Source organism: Gluconobacter sp. Dm-74, assembly GCF_018256135.1.
GTDB classification, from domain to species: Bacteria; Pseudomonadota; Alphaproteobacteria; order Acetobacterales; family Acetobacteraceae; genus Gluconobacter; species Gluconobacter cadivus.
In genome coordinates this window covers 461,191-484,724 of sequence record NZ_JAERLX010000001.1, presented here as the reverse complement: position 1 = coordinate 484,724, position 23,534 = coordinate 461,191, and the positions used below count along the sequence as shown (strand labels likewise).

The following is a 23,534-nucleotide window of genomic DNA, read 5'->3' as shown; positions in this document are numbered from 1 at the left end:
CACATTCCCGTTTCACTCTGACCAATCCTTCACATTACGAAATATTTCAGTAACTTTTTTGCTCGACCCAACCCCTTGCAGACAGCCAGCTTTCACGTTCCGTTCGCAAAACTCGCAAAACATCCTCGCCGGAATTTTTCCTTCCCGCTACACTGCCCACAATGCCCCGCGCCCCCACCTTCCTGTCGCCATTCGACGCTCCGGCCCTCGTCGCTCGTCGTGGCCTGTCGTCCCTCCTGACCCCAGATGGCGAACTGCTGGACCTGACAGCGGAGGAAACCCGCGAGCGCCTGACACAACTTCCGCCGCCCCTTCTGGTCCACGGCCCCGCCGCCCTGCGCGCACTGGACCTCTCCCCGCTGTCCCAGCCTGTGCCATGGTTCGATCTGCTGGACCTGTTCCTGTTCGTCCGTCCTGCTACGACCGTCGCACCCACCCCGCGCGGACTGGCCCTCGCCCTCGGAATCGACCCGCCCGAAACCATTGGCGCGGACCTCCTGCCTGTTCTATGCGAAACCCTGCTCGACGAACTGCGCCACAAGGCCGCAACACCCGAAGGCACACGCCTCCGTGCCCTGATGATCCCCCTGACCCGCGCCGGATGGGCCTGGAGTGGCGAAGTCACGGACGTCCTCGGCACTCCGCAAGACACGACAGGCGCTCATCCCTACGAAGCCATCCGCATCTGGAAGCGCCTGCCGCGCTGGGAAGAGACCGCCCCGCGCCCCGCCCCCGGAAGCCAGCCCGTCTCTCCAAACGCTGCCCGTCAACGCCTGCGAGAAATCCTTGGAGAAAACGCTGAAATCCGTCCCGGGCAGGCCGATTTTGCCTCTGTCGCCACTGGTGCGTTCGAGCCGCGTGAAAGCATCGGCTCCCCCAATGTCGTCCTTGCCGAAGCCGGAACCGGCACAGGCAAGACTCTGGGTTATATCGCGCCCGCCAGTCTCTGGGCCGAGCAGAATGATGGCGCCGTCTGGATCAGCACCTATACCCGCCATCTCCAGCGCCAGATCGAGCAGGAACTGCGCCGCCTCTATCCGGGTGAAAAGATTCTTCGGGAGAAAGTCGTCGTTCGCAAAGGCCGGGAAAACTATCTCTGCCTGCTAAACATGGAAGACCTGCTCAACGTCGCCAGTTCCCGTGGCCTTGACGGTTACGCCGCGCTCCTGCCGATGGCCCTGCTCGCCCGATGGGCCGAAGCCAGCCGCGACGGCGATCTCATGGGCGGGGACCTCCCCGGCTGGTTCGGCGAACTCTTCGGCCATGGCACGCTTTTTGGCATCGCCGACCGGCGCGGCGAATGCATCCACGCCGCCTGCCCGCATTATCAGACATGCTTTGTCGAACACGGAATCCGCCGTGCTCGGCAGGCCGATCTGGTTGTGGCCAATCACGCCCTCGTTCTCTCCCAGGCGGCGTGGGCCTCCCTCGCGCCGCCCGGCCTGCCAGACGAAGACACCACGCCCACCCGCTATGTTTTCGACGAAGGCCATCACATCCCCGACGCTGCCGACAGCGCTTTCGCCACGGCCCTCTCCGGGCTTGAAGCCGCCGAACTCCGTCGCTGGCTTCTCGGCGCGGAAGGCAGCCGTTCCCGCGCGCGGGGTCTGCAACGGCGCCTCGACGATCTGGTCGAACGCCTGCCCATGATCGACACGCCGTTGCAAGCCGCACTTCAGGCGGCGCGGAGCCTCCCCGCCCCCGGCTGGAGCAGGCGCCTGCGCCCCGAGAGCCCCGCTGACGAAAGCATCTTACCGCCTTCCGAGGATGCGCCCGTCCTACTGATCCCAGCCGAACCCGCGCCGGAAAACCCGTCCGAAGCCTTCCTGCGCTCGCTCGACCAGCAACTCCGCGCGCGACAGACCAAAGATCCTCGGGACGGATACATTTCTGCTGAATGCGATCTGCACCCCGTTAACGACGACGTAGCAGCTGCCTCCGAAATCCTCAGCCGCGCGCTGACCCGCCTGCGCGATCCCATCCGACTTCTGGCAGACCGCCTCGCCGCACAGGTCGAGGACGATGCGGAAATGGACGCCCCGACCCGCCAGCGCATCGAGGCCATGATCCGCACCCTGCACCGCCGCGCCATCAGCCGCCTGTCCGGCTGGATCGGGATGCTTGACGCGCTGCAAACGCCGCCCGAACCGGACGTCCCCCCTACTTTCGTGGACTTCATCCGCACCGAGCGCCTGCCCCGCACCCGCGCCACACAAGGCGACCATGATATCGGCCTGTACCGGCACTGGCTGGACCCGACCATCCCGTTCGTCTCGACGATTCAGACACCCGCCCACGGCCTGCTGCTGACCTCCGCCACCCTGCGCGACCAGACCGGCCATGGCGACGCGCAGAACGAAGCAAGCTGGCACGCAGCCGAACTACGTCTGGGCGCCACGCATTTCCTCAAGCCGCCCATCCGCGCCTCGGTCATGAGTCCGTTCGACTACGCCACGCAGACACGCGCCTATGTGATTACGGACGTCTCTGGCGAAATCGCCTCGCTGGCCCATGCCTTCCGTGCCCTTTTCGAAACCGCCGGTGGCGGTGCGCTCGGCCTGTTCACAGCCATCCGACGCCTGCGAGAAGTGCACCGCCGCATCCACGAACCTTTGGAAACGCAGGGCTTTCCCCTCTACGCGCAGCATGTCGATGCGATGGACAACGCAACGCTCGTGGACGTCTTCCGCACCGAAACCCATAGCTGCCTGCTGGGAACGGACGCCATGCGCGACGGTGTAGACGTGCCCGGCGAGGCCCTGCGTATGGTCGTGTTTGAAAAGACGCCTTGGCCCCGCCCCGACATCCTGCACCGCGAACGCCGCCGTCTGCTCTCCGAAGGCCGCCCCGGTGATTATGACGACCGCATCACCCGGATGCGTCTGCGGCAGGCGTTCGGCCGCCTGATCCGTCAGGGCAATGATCGCGGCGTGTTCGTCATGCTGGACCGCCGGATGCCCTCACGCCTGCTCTCGGCCTTCCCCGACGGCGTGGATGTCCGCCGCATGTCTCTGGCCGACGCACTGGAAGACATCGCCCGCTTCCTGCGTCCCCAAGAGCAGGAAAACGAGCCGCCCCTCCTTCAGGGCTGAGCCAAGGGCTGCACCGACTGTTGCGCCAGGCTGCGCATGCTACTCGCCAGACGGTTCCGAAGCTGATGCAGTTCTTTTTCCTGCTCCTGCGCCCTTTCGGCTGCGAGCCTGTCATTTTGCGCCATTTCGCCCAGAGCCTGCGTGACCTTGTCCGCCGCCTGCGCCAGTGCTTCCATCTGTCGCGGGTCCACACCCCGGCTGGCGGCAGTCGTCCGCGCCGCATCCAGCGCACCGTCGGCCACGAGTCCAAGGATCTTGCGGTCCGCCTCGTTCAGCGCATCGCGCGCGGTAGCGGCATTGCGGTTGTCCACCTGCCCCACCGCCACCGCACAGGCTGCTTTCAGATTGGGAATGGTTTTCGTCAGAGCCGAATGCAGCGCCATAATCCGTGCTTCCGCCGCCTCACGCGTGCTCTTGATCATCGGGATGGTCAGCGCAGCCCGCATCAGCCCTTCACGCTGCTCGCTCAGATGCCCCGAGAAATTCGCCAGACGTCCGCGCAGTTCCATGACCTCGGCCGCATCTACAGGGTCCTGTGTCTCCAACGCATGCTGTCGCAGCGACTCAACTTTTCGCTCGCCCTCTTCAAGCGCAAGCTGCCCGGCTGCGATATCAATGTTCAGTTCCCGCACCCCATGCCGCAGAGCCTGATACATATCCTCGAACGACGTAATGTTCCGCTTGAGATCGGCAATCGTCACCCGGGCCTTGGCTTCCTGCTGATCCATCAGGGCGTTGAACTTCTTGCGGTTCTCGGCAAATCCGCCGAGCGCGTCCTTCGCCCCACCGAGCAGACCGCCCATCTTCGCCAGAAAGCCACCCGGTGTCCCGCCTTCACCACGCGCCAGCTTCTGTAAATCGCCGATCCGCAGGATCTTCACACCATCCAGAACACCTGCCGCGATTTCCCCAACCGCATCGCTTTCACCCAACGTCCGTCCGGCCAGCATCCGGTCCGAAACCTTCGCAAGCTCCCCAAGCGCGCCCATCCCGTGTGACAGAAGCGTGTTCAAATCCCCGAAATTGATCGTCTCCGCCCGCCGATGCGCCTCTTCGACCATGTCCGCTGGCAACCGGCTGATCTCCACCAGCCGCGGAAAAGCGGGCATCGGCTCCAGCGCCACCGGAACGGCACTGCTGGAAACCGGCGCCTCAACCTTCACAGGCGAAGGCGCGGACTCATCGGCATAAAGATCGCTCAGATCCAGCGGTCTGGTCTCGTCAGAACTCATGTCAGTCATCCAGCGTCAGGGTAAAGGTCGGGTCGATACGGAAATTCGGGTCCGGCTTTCCAGTGTCGTACATGGCCGTGCCGATGGCCAGAAACTCGACAATATGATCGCCCCAGACATGCGATTCTTCGCGCAGTGTCGTCCCGATGATTTCATTGGCCCCGACTTCCGCCGCATGAGCCGACATCCGCTCCATCGCGTGCTCGCGCGCCGTGTAGTAGGCCTGCGTGAATAGATCGAGTTCCACGCACTGCATGGCCTGTTTGAGCGTCGTCATCAGGCTCCGGCGCGGAATATGCTGCACGCAACATCCCAGAACTAGATCCAGCGGCCGCCGCCCCGAGCGGAGTGCCAGCGCAAAATCCTGCCCCGACAGATCGGACGTGAACGGTCGTCCATCCGGCCGCCGATAGCCAGAGTGCCCTTCGGCATGAACGATGGCCGTCCCGAACGCCCGGAACTCCAGCATGCCGCTATCGGCAAGCTGTGAAATCTCCAGACGCGTTCCCACGATCCCGTCCGCACCAAGCTGCTCGGCCTCTTCGCGCATGATTTCAACGGCCTTCTCACGCGCACCATACATGGCGCCCGTCAGATCCGTCAGTTCATAAGACGTGTTGCGAAACTGCGTATTGGCCTGCACCTTCCAGATGCTGTTGCCCAGACATAACCCCAATGCCCGGAACCCGGCCTGCTCGACGACCAGCAGTTCGCGCACGCTGAAATCCGACGTCGCAACCCGACCGCCAGAAGCCCTCACCGGCGGCATCTGCCCCCCACTCTGCGCCGGTTCAGAAGTGCCACTCCCGCCCCATCCCGGAGGAAGCGCGTCAAAACCCGGAACCTGATCGAAGATACCCATGGGACTCCCGCCGTAAAATCCACAACACCCCGAAGCCGCTCTGAACGCGCCTCAGAACAGATCATTCAAGCCGTCAAACAGACCATCCAGTCCCTCGACGACCTCGCTGACAACCTCACCGCCGACTTCAAGGCCCAGAACAGCCGCCTCGACGCGACCATCCCTGCCCCGTTCGCCAGCCTCCTCCTCAACCTCGATCCGGTTCGAAACCCCGGCGAAAAGCGGCCGATGCTGCAAGCCCGAACGAACCGCATCATCCAGCCCGCACACCATCGCCGGTGACACCGCACCCTGACCGCCGATGCGCCGATATCCAAGAATACTCACAGCCGCCCGAACCCGAAGCGACTTCACGACACCCCGTTCCGACTGCACCGTCAGTCCGACGATCTCGTCATGTCCCAGCGCCCCGTCCCAGTCCTGACACGCCGGATCGTTCCGCAGGCTCAGCGCCGCCGCATCCCGGGCCGACCGCTTGGCCTGCGTGAGGAGAGCACTTTCCCCAATACTGAACGCATCAAAAAAGCCTTCCAGCGGCCCCGTGTAGCGAATGTCCTCCCACGTCCCGACACCATAATTCACAGGCACGATCCCGGCTGCAAGCGCCACATCCAGCGTCGCCACATTCCACGGCACGCAGGGCAGAACATCCAGACGTTCAAGCTGCGGCACACGCACGGCTTCCCCATGCAACATGAACCCGAGAGCGCCGCCATGATGCTCAAGCCGGTATCGCAGGTTCAGAACCGCTCCCGCCCCCAACGCCCGCGCCTGCTCGCGGATTCGATCCGTTGCCGTGCGCCAGCCTGCTTCATGCACGGCCTGCCAGTTCATCCCGGACTTCCACCAGGTTTCAGAATGGACATTGCCCAGCGGTATAATCGCCATGGACGGCGTCAGAAGCGCCTGTCGCACGGATCCCAGACGCACCAGAGGACGTGCCTGACCGCCAAGCTCGTGAAACGCCCGTGCCTCGGTCTCTTTTTTCAGACCGGAGGACCACGGAAACAGCCGCATCACGGCTGAAAATCCGTCAGTTCGGCGGCTGCGTGCCCCTCACCCGAAACGGCCAGCCCAGCTTCATGGATTTTTTGACGCAACTCCGTGATCCAGTCCCGGACCGGAACCTGCTTGCGACTGATAACCACTCCACGCACCTCATGCGCGATCTCGGCGACAACCCCGGTTCCGTTACGCCGGAGCACGAAAACCCGTGTTTCAAACCGAAGGGCAAGCTCCTCGATATCGACCGTGCGTTTCAGCCATCCGCGTGTCTTCCGAGTCACGATTGCCTGACGCGGGAACGCCTGCTCGCAGAAGGCGGCGAACTTTTCCAGAAAACGCTCCCGACCGCCTTCAGCGTCCCGGATCAGCGCCGCAAGATCGTCGATATTCCCGGTCATGAGCCCCTCTTCGACATCGGCTGTTACAGTTCGACAGGTTTCCTCTCCCGTCAATCAAGAAATTCCGCTTTCGAAAAGTTCACATAAAAAAAGCCCCCGGCCACAATGACCGGGAGCTTTTCAGGACCAATGGTCCAAGCCGTCATCCAGAGTGTCAGGATCAGAAATTCATGCCTGCCTGCAGGAAGAAATAACGACCCTGATAGAAGCTGCCATAGGTCGCGCCGGCGCTGTTATCCACGCCACTGGCCACGAACGGGGGCTTCTTGTTGGTGATGTTGTTGATGCCGCTCTCGAAGTTCCACTTCTTCCAGCGGTACGCCAGCGTCAGATCCTGTTCGATCATCATCGGGGTCTTGTAACGGCCCGCCGTGGTGGAATTCAGGAACTCGGACTGATCGTTCCAGCGCATGCCGCCGATGAACTGCATCATGTATGTCGCCGTGAACGCACCATGCGTCCAGCCGAACGTCGCATAGTCACGAACACGCGGAATGCCATAGGATGCATTTGCGTTGTTCGGGCCACCCGCATACAGCAGCGCACCGGTATAGTTGGTGAACGCGCCACCCGGAACGAGCTGCTGCGTGTAGTTCAGCAGATACTGAAAGTTGTTGGAGACCGACAGGACATCGTGAGGGGCAACGCGAATACGATAGTCGAAATCGAAGTCCACACCACTTTCATGCAGAGCGCCGGTATTCTGGTTCGTTGCCGAAACCGTGTTGATCTGGCCATTCGCCAGACGGTTCACAGTATTGCACAGCGAAGGGCTGGTACCCGTGTAGCATCCGTCCAGAATATACTGTGTCGGAAGTGCGCTGATCGTGTGGTTGACCGAGTAGTGCCAGAACTCACCGGAAATGGAGAGGTTCGGGATCCAGCGCGGCGTGATGATCGTACCGAACGTGTAGGTCCGCCCGATTTCAGGTGCAAGATGAGCGTTGCCACCACCCAGCGTCGGAACCTGGCCCGTACCAGACTGATGGAACGTGGATGTATTGATGCCCTGCTTCGCACAGGTTGCCGCAACCGTCGCCGAAGCCGCACCATATGTGCCGACCTGTCCGGCATCGCAGGGATCGTTGGCAAGGTTATAGCTGAGCGACTGACCGCCATACAGTTCATACACGTTCGGTTGGCGATAGGACGTTCCGATCGTGCCACGGAAACGAATATCCTGCGTCGGTGCCCAGTTGATGGACGCCTTCCAGTTCTTCGCCGTCTCGGACGTCGTGCTGTAGCCCGACGCACGACCCTGCGCGTCGATCGTCAGATCCTTTGCAAGGAAGACGTTCTTGAGCAGCGTCGCCTTGGCTTCCGCATACCCTTCCGTCACATCAAAGCCACCGCTGGTCGGAAGAACCGTGTTGGTCAGGCTCTGCCCGCTGACGATCAACGGATCAGGCGTGTTGGTCAGCTGTTCGCCACGATGCTCGAAACCAAACGCCATACCCAGATCGCCGCCGCCCTTCCAGGGCATCGTCGTCACATGGTTGTTGTTGATGCGCAGGTTCCAGTCACGAAGCTGGTAGTGCGAATGCGTGTTGGTGTTGTAGTTGACGTAGGAAGCAGCCTGCTTGCCCATCGTTCCGAACGGATTGCTGCATCCAAAAGACGGGCAGACGCTCGGATTATAAAGCAGAGCGCTGGCCGAGTTAGAAGGATCGACCTGCTGCAGACCATAAGCATTCAGCAGGTTCGTGTACGATCCAACGTTCTCCAGATGATCCGTCGACATGTTCGAACCGTAGGTATACGAAACGTCGTAATCCCAGCCGTAAGCAATCGCACCGTTCATGCCCACCTTGGAGGTGACCGTATCGGTGGCGTTCTCGTCGCGACGATCTCCAAGTTCCGTCAGACGCTTCGTGATGTCGACATCCTGACCGAACGGGTTGTTCGGATCATTAGCCGGCACCGTCAGAACGGACGGTAGCGTGCTGGGAGGAACAGAGCCGTCAAACGGTTCGGCCGCCATGTAGCTGGAGCTGGTCCGATGTGAATACATCACATTGGAATACAGATTGGCATGGCGGTTGAACTCGTAGTGGAAATCACCCGAGAGGCTGGAATTCTGAAGCTGGTTGATTAGGCTCTGATGCTGGCCATACGGATAACGATTGCTGGAACCCCAGTTGCTCACTGTTTTTCCATCAGGAGCAACTGCGGCGTTCAGACCAGTCGTACTGTTCTGAACATGCGTATAGTTCGAGTAACCTGATCCGAAAACTTCTCCACCCGAGCCCACGGGATTATCCGTAAGTTGCACCGGATTGGCCCAGCCACGGTTACGCTGAAGAACACCGCCCTGCGTCATATACTGACCGAACAGCGTCAGGTTGCCCTTGTCGTGATCGAAGTTCCAACCTTTGTAGGCGGAAATCATACCGGTGTCGTTGTCGCCATGACCGGTGATGCCACCGCGGATGGTGATGTTTCCGTCCGACAGATCATGACGCATCTTGATGTTGATGACGCCCGAGACGGCGTCAGCGCCGTAAAGCTCGGAACCACCATCCTTCAGGATTTCGACGCTGGCGATCTGCTGAACCGGAAGCGCGTTCAGATCGATACAGTTCGTCTGGCCGTTCAGCGTTGCACGCTTGCCGTCAATCAGAACGAGCACGCGGTTGGAACCAAGGTTACGAATGTCAGTGCAGGATGCACCGCCCGTCCCGTTGGTCTCAGAATTGTTCGTGCCCGTTCCGCCGATGGACGGAATGCGCGCGAAGAAGTCGCTGAGGGTCGTGGCGCCCGTCTGTTGAATCTGCTTGGCCGTCACGATCTGGACAGGGTTGGCGTTCTGGTTGTTCGAGGAGGCAAGCGCCGATCCCGTAACGACCATACGCTCGGAACCACCCGACACGCCCTGTGCCTCAAGAACAGCAGCACGACGACGGCTGGCAGAGGTCGGAGCCGTCGTGGCGACAGGCACAGCCACGGATTGCACGGGCGTAACAGCAGGTTTTGCAGCAGTCGTCGAAGCGGCTGTCTTGTGAGGCACAGCCTTGTGGGAACGGTGTTCCGGCTGTGTCGTGGAAGCGGCGAAAGCCGTTCCTGACAGGGTCCCAACTCCGAGAATTGATGCACACAGCAACAGGTGGCGACGAGATGTGCTCATCAAAGAACAAAATCCTTCAGAAGAATGTTGTTCCCTGTCTAAAGATCTCAGAGCGTGACTGTCACGAAAAATACATACCAGCCATGTCTTCAGAGGGCACTTGAATGCAACATGTGTGATAAATGCAACGGTTATACCCAGCCAGGGTTTTGGTTTGGATTCAGTAATTAAACTGAAATTTAAAAAGCCTCTGACCCGAAGGCCAGAGGCTTTTTTGCAACAGATCTGGCATCTCGCCTCTTTCGTAAAAGAGGCGAGAGACGGACCGGACTTCGATCAGAAGTCCATATCACCCATGCCGCCCATGCCACCCGGAGCGCCGGCCGGAGCCTTCTTCTCGGGGCGCTCGGCAACCATGGCTTCCGTCGTGATCAGCAGACCACCAACCGAAGCGGCGTCCTGCAGGGCCGTACGCACAACCTTGGTCGGGTCGATGATACCGGCCGCGACCAAGTCTTTGTACTCACCCTTCTGGGCATCGAAACCGAAGACATAGCCGTCGTTCTCAAGCACCTTGCCTGCGATGACTGCACCGTCTTCACCAGCGTTGAAGGCGATCTGGCGCAGCGGAGCCTGAAGCGCCTTGCGGACAATCTCGCCACCGACGCGCTGGTCGTCGTTGTCGAAGGTCAGACCCTTCAGAGCGGAGGATGCGCGGGCCAGAGCCGTACCACCACCCGGAACGATGCCTTCTTCAACAGCGGCGCGGGTTGCATGCAGGGCGTCGTCAACGCGATCCTTGCGCTCCTTCACCTCGACTTCGGTGCTGCCACCGACGCGGATGACGGCAACGCCACCAGCCAGCTTCGCCAGACGCTCCTGAAGCTTCTCGCGATCGTAGTCAGACGTCGTTTCCTCGATCTGCGCGCGGATCTGGTTGCAACGGCCCTTGATATCGTCGCTGTTACCAGCGCCTTCGACGATCGTGGTGTTTTCCTTCTCGATGTGGATCTTCTTGGCGCGACCCAGCATTTCGAGCGTGACGGATTCCAGCTTGATCCCGATATCTTCGGAAATCACCTGACCGCCCGTCAGGATGGCGATGTCTTCAAGCATGGCCTTGCGACGGTCACCGAAGCCCGGAGCCTTGACGGCAGCGATCTTCAGGCCACCACGCAGCTTGTTCACGACCAGCGTGGCAAGGGCTTCACCATCGACGTCTTCGGCGATGATCACCAGCGGACGACCGGACTGCACAACGCTCTCGAGAAGCGGCAGCATCGGCTGAAGCGAGGAGAGCTTCTTTTCGTGGATCAGGATGTACGGGCTGTCGAGATCAGCCGTCATCTTCTCCGGGTTCGTCACGAAATACGGGGAGATGTAGCCGCGGTCGAACTGCATGCCCTCGACAACGTCGAGTTCCGTGTGCAGGCCCTTGGCTTCTTCAACCGTAATGACGCCTTCGGAACCAACCTTCTGCATGGCAGAAGCGATCATCTCGCCGATTTCGGTCTCGCCGTTGGCGGAAATCGTTCCGACCTGAGCGATCTCTTCCGGAGACGTGATCTTCTTGGTGTTGTTCTTCAGCTCTTCAACGACAACGCCAACAGCCTTGTCGATGCCGCGCTTGAGATCCATCGGGTTCATGCCAGCAGCAACAGCCTTGGCGCCCTCACGGATGATGGCCTGAGCCAGCACGGTTGCGGTCGTGGTGCCGTCGCCTGCGATGTCGTTCGTCTTGGACGCGACTTCGCGGACCATCTGGGCGCCCATGTTCTCGAACTTGTCAGCCAGTTCGATTTCCTTGGCAACCGAAACACCGTCCTTGGTGATGCGCGGTGCGCCAAAGCTCTTGTCGAGAACAACGTTACGACCCTTCGGGCCGAGCGTGACCTTGACGGCGTTTGCGAGGATATCAACGCCACGCAGCATACGCTCGCGGGCATCAGCGCCGAACTTTACGTCCTTGGCAGCCATAATTCTTACTCCTGAATGAGGTTTTTACGAGAGGAAACGGGGACGGCTGATCAGCCGATCACACCCATGATGTCGCTCTCTTTCATGATCAGCAGCTCTTCGCCGTCGATCTTGACCTCGGTGCCGGACCACTTGCCGAACAGCACCTTGTCACCAGCCTTGACGTCCAGAGCCACGGTCTGGCCCTGCTCGTTGCGGGCACCCGGGCCGACGGAAACAACTTCGCCTTCGGTCGGCTTGTCCTTGGCGGTGTCAGGAATGATGATGCCGCCGGCGGTCTTCTCTTCGCCCGTCAGGCGACGGACCACCACGCGGTCGTGAAGGGGACGAAACTTCGTCATGGATCGCTCCATTATTGGTCACACCCTTGTAAAAAGCAGCATGACCGGGTTGCTGCACTCAATGACTGCAGTGCATTTGGCACTCTCGTATGGAGAGTGCCAATGACATAGGCGCCCAACCCGTTTCCGTCAAGGTTTCTTGCTGTCGTCTCCAGACGGGCCAGAAGAAAGTTTCCGCCCGTCAAGCAGGCTTTTCAGCCGCTGTTTTTCCATGTTTTCCGTCAGTTTCTGGCCTTTGGTCCGTCCATACAAACGACGATTGGCATCCGCAACCTTGGCATCCTCAACGCCCTTGCGGCGTTTGCGTTCCCGGCGGAGATTGATGACGTCGCTCATGATTCATGGCCTTTCGGGCATGACAAAACTGGATAGACAGACATGAAACACAGCCCATCGGACAAGAAAACCCCCGCATCAGGCCAGATGGTCAAGCTGGCAGCTTCAGACGGACACAGCTTCGATGCGTATGAGGCAGGCTCGGCGGAGTCGCCCCTCGCCCTCATCGTCGTGCAGGAAATTTTCGGCCTCACCGACCATATCCGCAATGTCTGCAACGACTTCGCCGCAGAAGGCTTCCACGTCATTGCCCCGGCCGTTTTCGACCGTGCAAAAGCCGATGTCATCCTGCCTTACTCACAGGCTGGCGTGACGGAAGGCCTCGAACTCCGTAGCCAGATTCCGTCCGACAAGACGCTTACCGATATTGCTGCCTGCGCGAAGGCCCTGCGTGATGCCGGACACAGGAAAGTCGGTATCATCGGCTTCTGCTGGGGCGGTCTGCTTGCATGGCTGACAGCGACCCAGACCCATAACGTGGACGCCGCCGTCAGCTGGTATGGCGGCAGCATCGGCAACCATGTCGATACCGCGCCGCATTGTCCGGTCGAACTGCATTTCGGCGGCGAGGATTCCTCCATCCCCCACACCGAAATCCAGAAGATCCGCGACGCCCGCCCCGAGATCGAGGAATATGTCTATGACGACGCCGGTCATGGTTTCGGTTGCCCCGAACGCCCGAGCTTCAACCGTGACGCCCGCGATCTCGCCTGGTCCCGCAGCGTCGATTTTCTGAAAACACATCTCGCCTGAAGCACTCTCCCGACACGGTGACACAGACTGTCGCAAAACCGTGGAAGGGGTCTATACTGATAGCAATCCCGGCGAATACCGCACCGAATCAGACAGGAGTTTCAAGATGAGCACCAATCCGCTCAAAGACGACCCCAAGCACGACGCCGCGATCCGTCACGAAGCGCGTCTTCTGTGGGAAGCCGATGGCAAGCCGGACTGTGGTCCAGAAGGCTATCTCGAAAAAGCCGCCGACCTGATCTCCATCAAGGGAGTGCCGCAGGGCACTCCGGTTAAGGACCTGCCGCCGGTGGAACTGGACGGCGTGGAAATTGATGATGCACGGGCAGGCATCGACCTGAACGCAGACCCGAACCATAATTTCGATTGATTATGGTTTCCGCCGCGCCCGTTTTACGCAGGCGCGGCGTTCAGCAGAGCCTCAGCCCTGTTTCAGAACACGTCCGGCCACAGCATCGAGCTTGGCCACCAACTTCGGATCACGTGCAGCCGGAGCCGTGATGATCGCATGATCCAGAGCACGCTCGGCACTGGCATCGACCGGGCGCTTCTTACCCAGCACCGGAATGACAGCCTTCACAAGGCGACGCGCATTCTCCGCATTGCCCGTCATGACCTTCACGACAGCCTCGACCGTCACACTGTCATGCTCGCTGTGCCAGCAGTCGAAATCCGTGACCATTGCAACGGTCGCGTAGTTCATCTCCGCTTCGCGGGCGAGCTTGGCTTCCGGCATGTTCGTCATGCCCACGACCGAACAGCCCCAGGACCGGTAGAGTTCGCTCTCGGCACGCGTGGAGAACTGCGGACCTTCCATCACCAGATACGTCCCGCCCCGCGTGAACGGAATACCGAGCGAAGCCGCTTCATCCTGCACCACATCCAGCACGCGCGCCGAAACCGGGTCCGCCATCCCGACATGCGCCACACAGCCCGTGTCGAAGAAGCTCTTCTCACGCGCAAAGCTGCGGTCGATGAACTGGTCCACCAGCACGAAATGCCCCGGCGGCAGCTCTTCCTTGAGCGACCCCACAGCCGAAAGCGACAGAATATCCGTCACGCCAGCGCGCTTGAGCGCATCGATATTGGCGCGGAAATTCAGGCGCGACGGCGGAATGGGGTGACCCCGTCCATGACGCGGCAGAAATACGCACTGCACGCCCTCGAACGTCCCGAACAGCAGTTCGTCGGACGGCTCACCCCAAGGCGTTTCAACCTTGCGCCATTCCTTGTTTTCGAGTCCGTCGATATCGTACAGCCCCGAACCACCGATCACACCGATGACGGGCTGGATTTCCTGTTCCGAAGACATGTCTGTTCCTGACTGTTGTTTGGTCCGCTCGCCCGTTCTGGACCACGAGAACGCCCGGCGCGCAAGCCTCCTGCGCCGGACATGCCCCTTTCCCGCGTTCAGCAAAATATTTTCACAAAACCCAGCGTTTTTACGAAATGAAAATGCCTTTGCGCCATCGTCCCGCCACGGATGCCCGCCACGAATGAGCGTCAGTCATGCATCAGCCAACTGTTCGACGACGGCACGATTTGCTAGGACACTGCGCGTAACGAAGTTTTGTCCTGTATAGACGGGGGAAGAAAAAATGGACCAGATCAGCCCCGGTTTCGCCGAAACCGTTCGTCCAGACGTACCTCACGACGCCCTCAAGCAGGACGCCAAAGCCTGGTTCGAAACCCTCCGTGACCGCATCTGCGCGTCCTACGAAAAACTCGAAGACGAAGCGGCCGAAGGTGGTTCGCAGGTCCTGCGCGACCGCACCGCCCCCGGCCGTTTCGAACGCACGGCCTGGAGCCGCCCCGAAGGCGGTTCAGGTGTCATGTCCGTCATGCGCGGCCGCGTGTTCGAGAAAGTCGGCGTCAATGTCTCGACCGTCTGGGGCGAGTTCTCCCCCGAATTCCGCAAAAACATTCAGGGCGCCGAAGAAGACCCGCGTTTCTTTGCAACCGGCGTCTCCCTCGTCGCCCATCCGTGCAATCCGCATGTCAGTGCCGCGCATTTCAACACGCGCATGATCATCACGACGAAGGGCTGGTTCGGCGGCGGCGGGGACATCACGCCCATGTTCCCTGACAGCGCGGAAGCCCGGTCGGACGCGGACTATTTCCACAAATCGTTCGAAGATGCCTGCAACCGCCACGACCCGGAACATTACCTCCGCTTCAAAGAATGGTGCGACCGCTACTTCCACCTGTCCCACCGCAACGAACCACGCGGTCTGGGCGGTATTTTCTACGATCAGTTCTCTACCGGAAATGTGGATCAGGACTTCGCCTTCACGAAGGATGTCGGCATGGCCTTCCATGACGCCTACCCCGCTGTTGTGCGCCGCCGGATGTTCACCCCATGGACCGAAGCGGACCGCGATGCCCAGCTCATCCGCCGTGGCCGGTATGTGGAGTTCAATCTGCTGCATGACCGTGGCACGCTGTTCGGTCTCAAGACGGGCGGGAACACCGAAGCCATCCTCATGAGCATGCCGCCGGAAGTCCGCTGGCCGTGAGACTGACCCGACGTGCCGCCCTGAAAGGGCTGGCGGCCCTTGGCGGAACCGCTCCTTTCCTGAACACCCCGGCGCGCGCCGGGACCCTGACGGATGTTCAGCTCCTTCTGGGCGGCACGCTCGCCTCCATCCCCGGCCAGTTCGCAGAACTCGCAAGTGGTGCCATTTCCCACACACTGGGTTTGGCGACCCCTCTCGAACTGACCCCCGATATCGGACAGGACGGCGTTCGCGCCGCAAATCTGTTCGATGCCAACAGCGCGCCTGACGGCAATACGGCGCTGGCCTTTCCCGGCGCCACACTTCTGGCATCCCTGACAGGCGATTCCCGCGTCCATTACGATTTTGGACGCTGGACTCCCGTTTTGGTGGCCTCCACCACGACGGTCGTCATTGCCCGCGCTGAACTGCACAAGACCCTGCGCAGCCGCCTGACGGGTTTCTTCCACGATCATCCCGTCCGCCTTGCCGTCTCCCGCATTGGCGGCCCGGAACTGAATGCCCTGATGGGCCTCTCGCTTCTCGGTTTGCGCCCCATTCCCGTGCCCGGTTATGTGGATTCGTCAAACGCCCTGACCGCCCTGCACGAAGGCACCGTCGATGCCGTGCAGATTTCTCCCTACACGCTCGACCGACCGCTTGATGACGTCCTCGCCAACCTGCCAGAAGGTACGAGCGCGATCTATTACACCGGCGACCTGACCGACACGCATTCGACGACCATCCCCATTTTCATGGAAGCCTATCAGCAGGCGAGACACCGCGCGCCCGAAGGGCCGTTCTATCACGCCTGGCAGGCTGTCTCCGCCGCCGCAGATACGGCCATGGCCATTGCCCTCCCCATGCTGACTCCACCTGAGATCGTCGCGCAATGGAACCGGGCCTGCACGGCTGCCACTGCGGATGCCGGTGTCAGGCGCTGGGCCGAAACACATCATTTCAAGCTGGTCACGGGCGACAACGCGGCCCCGTTCCTCTCACGCGCCGTTCCCGATCTGGGCGCCACGCTGGCCCTGCGCCGGTGGCTCTCCGTCAATACACCGCGCTGGCGCGAAGGGCAGGAAACCCGCCACCTCTGACAGCGTCAGCGACGGCGCGTTTTCAACAAAATCCTGACTGATCCGTGATTGGCCGCATGGGGATGCACAACAGCCAGAACCATGGAGCGCAGATCCCCGCGCTGAAGCCACATTGGAAGCTCACGACGGATCAGCCCGCTGGTCTGTCCACTACCAAGCCCCGTCACCACTTCTACGCAGCGCCAATTCCGCACCCGCGCGCGCTGCATGAAATCATACAGTCGCTCGAACGCCTCCTGCACAACATAGCCATGCAGATCGAGCCGCGCATCCACCTTCATCTGCCCACGCGACAGACGTTTCCAGCTCGTATCATCCAGCCCCGGCGCACGAACACCCACCGAAAGCTCCGCAGGACGCGGTTTCGGCTTCTCAGACTGTACAGGCGGGAAAGAGCGTCCCGTCACGAGCGGCATGGAACGCGGGACCTCGGGTAAGGATACCGGAGGCTCGACCTTGGCCGCAGGCACCAGACGACGCGGGGAGCGCGGAGACCGCAACGGCTTGATATCGCGGACAACCGTCCGCCACAGCGTCGCTTCCTCCTCCCTCAGATCCCGCTTCGCCACACTATCCTCACTTCCTGTCCGGCCGCCCTTGTCCATCAGACAGTTCAGGCCCCGAGCATGTAACGGCTTCGGGCATCATTGAACAATGTTCTTTCGGGACTTTCCGTCTGCGGATGCGTTTACGCCTCAGGTTCCATTTTCCGAAAGAACAGGACCATGAGCCATCTGACACAGGAAGAGCGCGACAGCCTTCCCGACAGTGCCTTCGCGCTACCTGAAAAACGCACTTACCCGATCGATACTCGCGCCCGCGCCAGCAACGCCAAGGCCCGCGCGACACAGGAATACGAACGCGGCCTGCTGACGGCGGAAGAGCGTGAACGGATCGACAAGGCCGCCGACCGCCGCCTCGCGCAGGACGATTGAACTGCCCGCATCACGTCAGATGCCGTCTCTTACACAAAGCCATTTTAAATTCACTTGATGTTAAGGACCATGCCGTCAGTCTCGCTTGCAACGCCAGACCGGCCCAAGACCGACCTAGGATCTTCCATGCCCCTGCCTTTCCTGCGCAAATTCGCCCCCCTTCTCGCCAGCACCGCCCTTTGTTTCAGCGCGGCACAGGCCGCAGCCCCATCCGGCGCTCAAAAACCCGGAACCATCACAACCTCGGCGCCGCTGGCCGCAGCGCTCAGCCTTCCAGACGCCGGGCGCGCCCTGCGCATCACTTATCTTTCGACGAACGGCATTACCGGCAAGGGCCTCGTTCCCGTCACGGCCGAAATCATCCTTCCCCCCGGCCCTGCGCCAAAAGGCGGCTGGCCGATCGTCGCCTGGGCACACGGCACTGTCGGCGTGGACGATAGCTGCGCGCCCTCCCTCAATCCCTATAACGATCGCAACAGCACCTATCTTTCAACATGGATGAAACGCGGTTTCGCTATCGTCGCAACGGACTATCAGGGCCTCGGCGGACCCGGCACGCATGCCTATCTGGACACCCGGGTCGAAGCCTATAGCGTCCTCGACAGCATCCGCGCCGCACTGGCCAACGTGCCGGACCTGAAAAACAAAATCATGATTGTCGGCCAGTCTCAGGGCGGTGGCGCCGCCGTCGCTACGGCGGCCTATGCGCCGACCTACGCCCCCGAACTGGACATCCGCGGCACCGTGGCCACCGGAGCCCCCTACGTCACGCCCGAACTTCTTGGGGATCTGCTCAAGAATGCCGCCCATCCCGACGCAGGCTACAGCCCGCTCGTCGATTATGTCCTCTACCTTGCCACCGGACTGGCAGGACACGACCCACATTTCCGTCCCGAAGAGGCTTTCACACCCAAGGCGCTGCCCCTCTATCGCAAGGCGGCGCATGAATGCCTGACATCTCTGTCCCAGCAGACGCAGGCCGCTGGCCTGACATTGCACAACACGCTCCAGCCGACCTTTCTCAAGGCTATCAGCCCAGCTCTGAAGGGCATGGAGTTCCCAACCCTCAAGCTGGCCCAGCCCCTCTTCACCGGGACGGGCACAGAAGACCGTGACGTCCCGCCTGCACTTCAGCTCGGGCTGGTTAAAGCCGCCTGCGCTGCCGGATCGCTTGTTCAGGCGCATCTCTACAAGGGTCTGAACCACAGTGAGACGGTCAACGGCTCTCTGGCCGATTCCGCGATCTTCACTAACGAAGTCATGACCGGCCAGCCTGTTCCGCCGCAGTGCAATCCCGTTCCGCAGCAATAAGCCCTTACAGACACAGCCCATAAAAAAAACGGCCCCGGATGATCCGGGGCCGTTTTTTATTTCCGCAGTTTCCGCAGACTTCAGTTCGAAGCCGGAGCCTGCAACGGCTGGTCAGCGGGCACATCCTTCAGAGGAATGCCTTCGTACTTGCCTGTCAGCGTCTTGAGGAACGCCACGATATCCGCCACATCCTGATCGGCGATGTCCCGATCCGGCGTCTCGTAACGTGCCATTTCCCGCACGACCTGCTCCAGCGTGGTGGCCGAACCATCATGCAGCCACGGTCCGGTCAGTTCGACATTGCGCAGGTTCGGAACCTTGAACCGCGCCCGATCGCCTTCCGCATGCGTCACAGACAGACGCCCCTCATCCGCGGCCGTCAGCTTCGTGTGACGGTTTTCGAAATACGGGCCTTCCAGTCCAAGGATCTCGTAAGCGTCACCCCCCACGGCAATACCGCTATGGCAGCCTGAGCAGCCGATTTCCTTGAAGCGCTCATAGCCGCGCTTTTCCTGCGCCGTAATCGCCTTTGCATCGCCCTTCAGATACAGGTCAAAACGGCTGTCCGGCGTGATCAGCGTCTTTTCATATTCCGCAATCGCGCCAGTGATCGTGTCCTTGTCGATCTGATCGGAACCGAAAGCCGCCTCAAACTGCCCGGCATAGCCCGGTGTGCTCCGGACATGCTCGGCCACCGTCGCCCAGTCATGCGAACCCATTTCGAGCGGGTTCATGACCGGACCTGCCGCCTGCTCCGCCAGATCCTTTGCACGACCATTCCAGAACTGGGACATGCTGAACACAGAATTATAGACGCTGGGCACATTGATCGGCCCCTTCTGGCCCCCAATACCCGTCGCGGTCGTCAGGTTGTCCACACCACCCTTGTCCAGACCATGACAGCTTGCGCAGTTGAGCGTTCCGTCACCCGACAGGCCCTTGTCGAAGAACAGCGCCCGACCAAGCTCAGCCTTCTTCCAGTCCACGCCCACATTCTCGGGAATTGGCTGGATCGGCTCGCCACGGAACTGCGCTGCCACGCCCGGCGTCGCATAATAACGCTCGCGCTGTTCACGCACCCAGTTCAGGATGTCCACGCGCTGCTTCTCGTTCAGATGGGCATGCGGATGCATCAGCAGATAAGCCGCAGGCGGCATACGGTTCTGGGTGATGACTTCCTCGATGCGCGAAAGCTGCTCGACCGAAGGCGGCTTGCCCTGCTGCAACGCGGCCAGAACAGGCGCATATTCGAAATGACGCTGCCCCTGCACCAGATCGCGCTTCATGATCTGGTTGGCCAGCGGCAGGCTGAAATAGAACGGCAGGTTCGCATTCTGCGTGTGGCAGTAATCGCAGCGCACTTCGCGCAGAGCCGCAAAAGCCGCCATGGCCGTCGGATCCTGACGCGTTGGGCTGCTGGCAGGAAGCTGCGGTGCTCCAGCATGATCGAAATGCTCGAGATATGTGACAGTCCCGCCCCAGGCGACAACGCCCAGCGCCACCAGACCGGCAATTCCCTTTGTAATCGTGCTGGAACGCACCACTTTTCTCCTTATGCTCACGGTGTCGTGATAATGTCGAAAAGTGACACGCAAAGTCAAAGTGATTGAACCTGTCAGAAAAACAGGTGTCGTCGATTAATCTTCGTCCTCATGATCGATCGCAGCCCGCACCCGCTTGCGCGCCACGTTCACATAAGACGTATCGGTATCAATCCCGATCCCCACACAGCCCATCCGCTCCGCCGCCACCAGCGTCGTCCCGGAGCCCATGAACGGGTCCAGCAACACGCCACCGGGCCGCAGCCCGTGCAGCCGGATGCAGGCTTCGGGAAGCGCCACCGGAAACGTCCCCGGATGGCTGAACTTCTCCTTGCGGCTGCGCACCGTCTCGTAGGGAATGAACCACGTATCGCCACGACACCGCCGGTCCGTGATGTGCTGCCGTCGGACGATATTGCTCTTGTCCGTAAACGGCACACCCGCATCCAGCCGCTGGACCGGCACGGTTCCTGTCTTGGTCAGATGGAACACATGCTCATGGTTGCGGTTGACGAAACGTGCCGAATTCAGCGGCTTGAAATGCCCGTAGGTGATCTCGCCGACCGAAATCGACTTGATCCAGGTGATATGATTCTGGAGCACGAACAGTTTGCGCAACCGCGTCATCAGTTCGAACGGCAGCCAGGGCTGGGACGACGATCCTGCGATATTCAGGAAAAATGACCCATCATCTTTCATCACGCGACACAAACTGGTGCAGACATCCTCCAGCCAGTCCAGATACGCGTCTTCCGGCAGCCGGTCCTGATATGTCCGGTACGACACACCCAGATTATAGGGCGGCGACGTCACCACCACGTCCACACTCTGCGACGGCATCCGCTTGAGAACCGTCGTGCAGTCTCCCCGGATCAGCGTATGAACACCGAGTTTTTCCCGGCGACTGCGGATCATTGCGCCCCGGAATCCGCAGGTGGGCGCGGCAGAAACAGCACCATCCGGCCATGTGCATGCAGGTTCCCGGCGATGGACTGCGCGCTCGCGCCCCAACCGGTGAACAGATCAGCCCGGCCCGCGCCTTTGATATCGGTCCCGATATCCTGCGCGAACACCAGATGATCCCATGTGACGGGCTGGCCCGCGCCATAAGGCAGCTTCGTCTCAACCCAGAGCGGCATCGCAAATGGCACCAGAGACCGGTCAACCGCCACGGAACGTCCAGCCGTCAGCGGCATCCCGAACGCGCCTTTCGGCCCCTGCGCCAGATTACCGTCGTCACGACGGAAAAAGACATAGTTCGGATTGCGCTCCAGCACGGACATCATCTGGTCCGGGTGGGTTTCCAGCCAGTTCCGGATGCTGTCCATACTGACACCATCCGCAGGCAGTTCGCCCTGCTGCACAAGCACACGCCCCAGCGGCACATAAGCCTGCCCGTTGCGTCCGTCATAGCTCACACGCCCCTGCCCACCATCGGGCAGGATCAGCCGTCCCGAGCCCTGGATCTGCAAAAACGACAGATCGATCGGGTTTTTCAGCCAGGCGATCTCAAGCCCCTGCCCTTCCAGTGCACCGCCATCAATAGCGGCCCGGTCGTAATAGGGTGCGAACTGTCCGTTCACCCAGCGCCCGCTGACCATCTGGCCGTTGGTCGCCTTCGCCCGGACGAGATCATGCGGACGGCCATAGACCGGCGTCTGATACTCCCCGCCGCGTGTCAGGGACGCAGGAATCTGTGGCTCGAAATAACCCGTATAGAACGCTTTGGTAGCGGTCTCATAAGGCTGGAACCATGTTTCCAGATATGTTCTGGCGTCCGTTGCCGTCGCAAGCGCGGTACAGGCATTGCTCCAATCGGCAGCATGGCGCCCGTAGCTGATGGCGTCGCTTCCGCCGAGAAGCGTCTCAGGCGGCAACTGCGACAGCCGATGGCACTCTTCCCGAAGCAGCGGCATCAGCGATGCAAAATCCTCCTGCCCCCATCCGGCAAGCGAATCATATCCTACAGGAGAGAGCGAAAATGACGACGGCGCCTCCTGCGGCGTACAGCCGCACAGCACGCCGAGAGTCATCAGAGTCAGCAGTTTTTTCATCGGACAGGCAGAAAACTCGAACAGAAAAAATCTCGAAAAACGATCAGGCCGGGCAGGAAGCCGCGAGACGCCATTGTGCATCGGATTGTCCAGCCACACGCTCGAACAGCCACAGATCATGGAACTCGGTGACGGCTTCGGTTCCGACCACGGGCTCGCCCTGACGATCGGTCAGGATATTCACCTGCCGCGACACGATGCGCACCTCGATTCGGCCTGTCCGCTGCCCGTCGTCCGCAGACACCAGCATCGCATCAAGGATGGAAAGGCTCTCAACGCCACGAAGATCGCTCCGCTGCGTCTCACCAGCCTGCGTCCGAGCGTCGATTGCCGCAGAAAAACTCTCCAGCGCAGCGGGCGTCAGAAGTTTTTCCAGCGCGGCACGGTCCCCGACCGCAAAGGCCGGAACAACCTGCCGGAACGTGTCTTCAGCGTCTTTCAGAAAGCCTGAGGGCGAGAAGCCGGGGAAAGTCGTTCCAATTTCAGCCAGAACGCCACCGACACGGGTCACAGGTGCGGGAATTTCATAGTCCACATCCGGCACGGTGGCGGCGAACGCACCATTATCCCCCTTGCCCGAAGCCTGTCCCGGGAGTGGAGGCGGCGCGCCCGGACGTGCTGCATCAGGAGCAACGCCCTTCTGCGGTCCAAAACCGAACCGGCCACCGCCCGGACGCTCCTGCCGCACACCCTGCATTCCGACGCGACGGCCGAGCACACGGTACAGCCTCACACCCAGCACCACGGCGAGCACGAACAGGACCACGAGGTCCCAGGGGAAAGAATGGCCAGCATGTGCCATGAGGCCAGCGGGGAGGTGAATGTCGTCAGAAGACATGAAGCTCTGTTTCTCACTGTCCGGACTTTGCAGTGCCCGGTTTAAAGATCCGTTGCCCTACAGATAGGGTGCAATCCCTCTGATCTCAACCATCTGTCGGCCAGAAGCGTGTCTTGGCGTTCAGCAGACATCATGCTACCGCCGAGGGATCGCAATCGTTTCAATCGATGTCCGCCATGGGGTTCGCCCCTGCGGAACCG

21 protein-coding genes are annotated in these 23,534 nt (G+C 60.9%); 7 read left to right on the top strand and 14 right to left on the bottom strand.

The genetic code is table 11. The annotated features are described in order from the left end of the window. Positions 1–161 precede the first annotated feature (161 nt). Positions 162–3,092, top strand: coding sequence for an ATP-dependent DNA helicase (locus JK208_RS02240; protein ID WP_211574170.1), 2,931 nt, complete (start codon positions 162–164; stop codon positions 3,090–3,092). Here JK208_RS02240 and JK208_RS02235 read toward each other — a convergent pair. From JK208_RS02235 to JK208_RS02200, 8 genes are all read right to left on the bottom strand, one after another. Next, positions 3,083–4,324 carry a toxic anion resistance protein gene (locus JK208_RS02235; RefSeq protein WP_211574169.1) on the bottom strand — a complete coding sequence of 414 codons (1,242 nt, stop codon included), beginning with the start codon at positions 4,322–4,324 and terminating at the stop codon, positions 3,083–3,085. The two genes, JK208_RS02240 and JK208_RS02235, sit on opposite strands and share 10 nt — an antisense overlap. Position 4,325: 1 nt before the next feature. After that, positions 4,326–5,186, bottom strand: coding sequence for a heavy metal-binding domain-containing protein (locus tag JK208_RS02230; RefSeq protein WP_211574168.1), 861 nt, complete (start codon positions 5,184–5,186; stop codon positions 4,326–4,328). Between the two features lie 51 nt (positions 5,187–5,237). Beyond that, the gene (locus JK208_RS02225; protein ID WP_211574167.1) at positions 5,238–6,203 is read right to left on the bottom strand and encodes a hypothetical protein; all 966 of its coding nucleotides are present in this window, start codon (positions 6,201–6,203) and stop codon (positions 5,238–5,240) included. After that, positions 6,203–6,589, bottom strand: a complete 387-nt coding sequence (locus JK208_RS02220) for a hypothetical protein (RefSeq protein ID WP_211574166.1) — start codon at positions 6,587–6,589, stop codon at positions 6,203–6,205. The genes JK208_RS02225 and JK208_RS02220 overlap by 1 nt, the downstream gene beginning before the upstream one ends. Positions 6,590–6,749: 160 nt before the next feature. After that, on the bottom strand, positions 6,750–9,713 hold the full coding sequence (locus tag JK208_RS02215; RefSeq protein WP_211574165.1) for a TonB-dependent receptor domain-containing protein: 2,964 nt from the start codon (positions 9,711–9,713) through the stop codon (positions 6,750–6,752). Between the two features lie 276 nt (positions 9,714–9,989). Then, positions 9,990–11,630, bottom strand: coding sequence for a chaperonin GroEL (gene groL / locus JK208_RS02210; protein ID WP_062495641.1), 1,641 nt, complete (start codon positions 11,628–11,630; stop codon positions 9,990–9,992). A gap of 50 nt (positions 11,631–11,680) precedes the next feature. Beyond that, the gene (gene groES / locus JK208_RS02205) at positions 11,681–11,971 is read right to left on the bottom strand and encodes a co-chaperone GroES (RefSeq protein WP_211574164.1); all 291 of its coding nucleotides are present in this window, start codon (positions 11,969–11,971) and stop codon (positions 11,681–11,683) included. Between the two features lie 129 nt (positions 11,972–12,100). Then, positions 12,101–12,307, bottom strand: a complete 207-nt coding sequence (locus tag JK208_RS02200; protein WP_211574163.1) for a DUF4169 family protein — start codon at positions 12,305–12,307, stop codon at positions 12,101–12,103. Between the two features lie 42 nt (positions 12,308–12,349). Here JK208_RS02200 and JK208_RS02195 point away from each other — a divergent pair, with 42 nt between their 5' ends. Next, complete coding sequence (locus tag JK208_RS02195; RefSeq protein WP_249201873.1) at positions 12,350–13,060, top strand: dienelactone hydrolase family protein; 711 nt, start codon at positions 12,350–12,352, stop codon at positions 13,058–13,060. A 106-nt stretch (positions 13,061–13,166) separates the two neighbouring features. Beyond that, positions 13,167–13,430 (top strand): hypothetical protein, encoded by a 264-nt coding sequence (locus JK208_RS02190; RefSeq protein ID WP_249201872.1) that lies wholly within the window; start codon positions 13,167–13,169, stop codon positions 13,428–13,430. A gap of 51 nt (positions 13,431–13,481) precedes the next feature. Here the strand turns inward: JK208_RS02190 and JK208_RS02185 are convergent, their stop codons facing one another. Next, on the bottom strand, positions 13,482–14,372 hold the full coding sequence (locus tag JK208_RS02185) for an S-methyl-5'-thioadenosine phosphorylase (protein WP_211574162.1): 891 nt from the start codon (positions 14,370–14,372) through the stop codon (positions 13,482–13,484). 286 nt (positions 14,373–14,658) lie between these two features. Here JK208_RS02185 and hemF point away from each other — a divergent pair, with 286 nt between their 5' ends. Both hemF and JK208_RS02175 read left to right on the top strand, forming a co-directional pair. Next, entirely contained in the window at positions 14,659–15,576 is a 918-nt protein-coding gene (gene hemF / locus JK208_RS02180; RefSeq protein WP_211574161.1) for an oxygen-dependent coproporphyrinogen oxidase, read from the top strand. After that, a complete protein-coding gene (locus JK208_RS02175; protein ID WP_211574160.1) occupies positions 15,573–16,655 on the top strand; it encodes a hypothetical protein in 1,083 nt (360 codons plus the stop codon). The genes hemF and JK208_RS02175 overlap by 4 nt, the downstream gene beginning before the upstream one ends. Positions 16,656–16,660: 5 nt before the next feature. Here JK208_RS02175 and JK208_RS02170 read toward each other — a convergent pair whose 3' ends face one another. After that, a complete protein-coding gene (locus JK208_RS02170) occupies positions 16,661–17,260 on the bottom strand; it encodes a Smr/MutS family protein (protein ID WP_211574159.1) in 600 nt (199 codons plus the stop codon). Positions 17,261–17,380: 120 nt separating this feature from the next. Here JK208_RS02170 and JK208_RS02165 point away from each other — a divergent pair, with 120 nt between their 5' ends. Together JK208_RS02165 and JK208_RS02160 are read left to right on the top strand one after the other, a co-directional pair. Then, positions 17,381–17,590, top strand: coding sequence for a hypothetical protein (locus JK208_RS02165; RefSeq protein ID WP_211574158.1), 210 nt, complete (start codon positions 17,381–17,383; stop codon positions 17,588–17,590). Positions 17,591–17,716: 126 nt separating this feature from the next. After that, the gene (locus tag JK208_RS02160) at positions 17,717–18,901 is read left to right on the top strand and encodes a lipase family protein (protein WP_211574157.1); all 1,185 of its coding nucleotides are present in this window, start codon (positions 17,717–17,719) and stop codon (positions 18,899–18,901) included. An 80-nt stretch (positions 18,902–18,981) separates the two neighbouring features. Here the strand turns inward: JK208_RS02160 and JK208_RS02155 are convergent, their stop codons facing one another. The 4 genes from JK208_RS02155 to JK208_RS02140 all read right to left on the bottom strand — a co-directional run bounded on the left by JK208_RS02155 (position 18,982) and on the right by JK208_RS02140 (position 23,334). After that, positions 18,982–20,442, bottom strand: a complete 1,461-nt coding sequence (locus JK208_RS02155) for a cytochrome-c peroxidase (protein ID WP_211574156.1) — start codon at positions 20,440–20,442, stop codon at positions 18,982–18,984. A 96-nt stretch (positions 20,443–20,538) separates the two neighbouring features. Then, positions 20,539–21,357, bottom strand: coding sequence for a site-specific DNA-methyltransferase (locus JK208_RS02150; RefSeq protein ID WP_202256828.1), 819 nt, complete (start codon positions 21,355–21,357; stop codon positions 20,539–20,541). Continuing rightward, on the bottom strand, positions 21,354–22,496 hold the full coding sequence (locus JK208_RS02145) for a murein transglycosylase A (protein ID WP_211574155.1): 1,143 nt from the start codon (positions 22,494–22,496) through the stop codon (positions 21,354–21,356). Before JK208_RS02145 ends, JK208_RS02150 begins: the two co-directional genes overlap by 4 nt. 43 nt (positions 22,497–22,539) lie before the next feature. Continuing rightward, positions 22,540–23,334: a Tim44/TimA family putative adaptor protein gene (locus tag JK208_RS02140; RefSeq protein ID WP_211574154.1), complete on the bottom strand. Its 795-nt coding sequence runs from the start codon at positions 23,332–23,334 to the stop codon at positions 22,540–22,542. Positions 23,335–23,534: the final 200 nt, after the last annotated feature.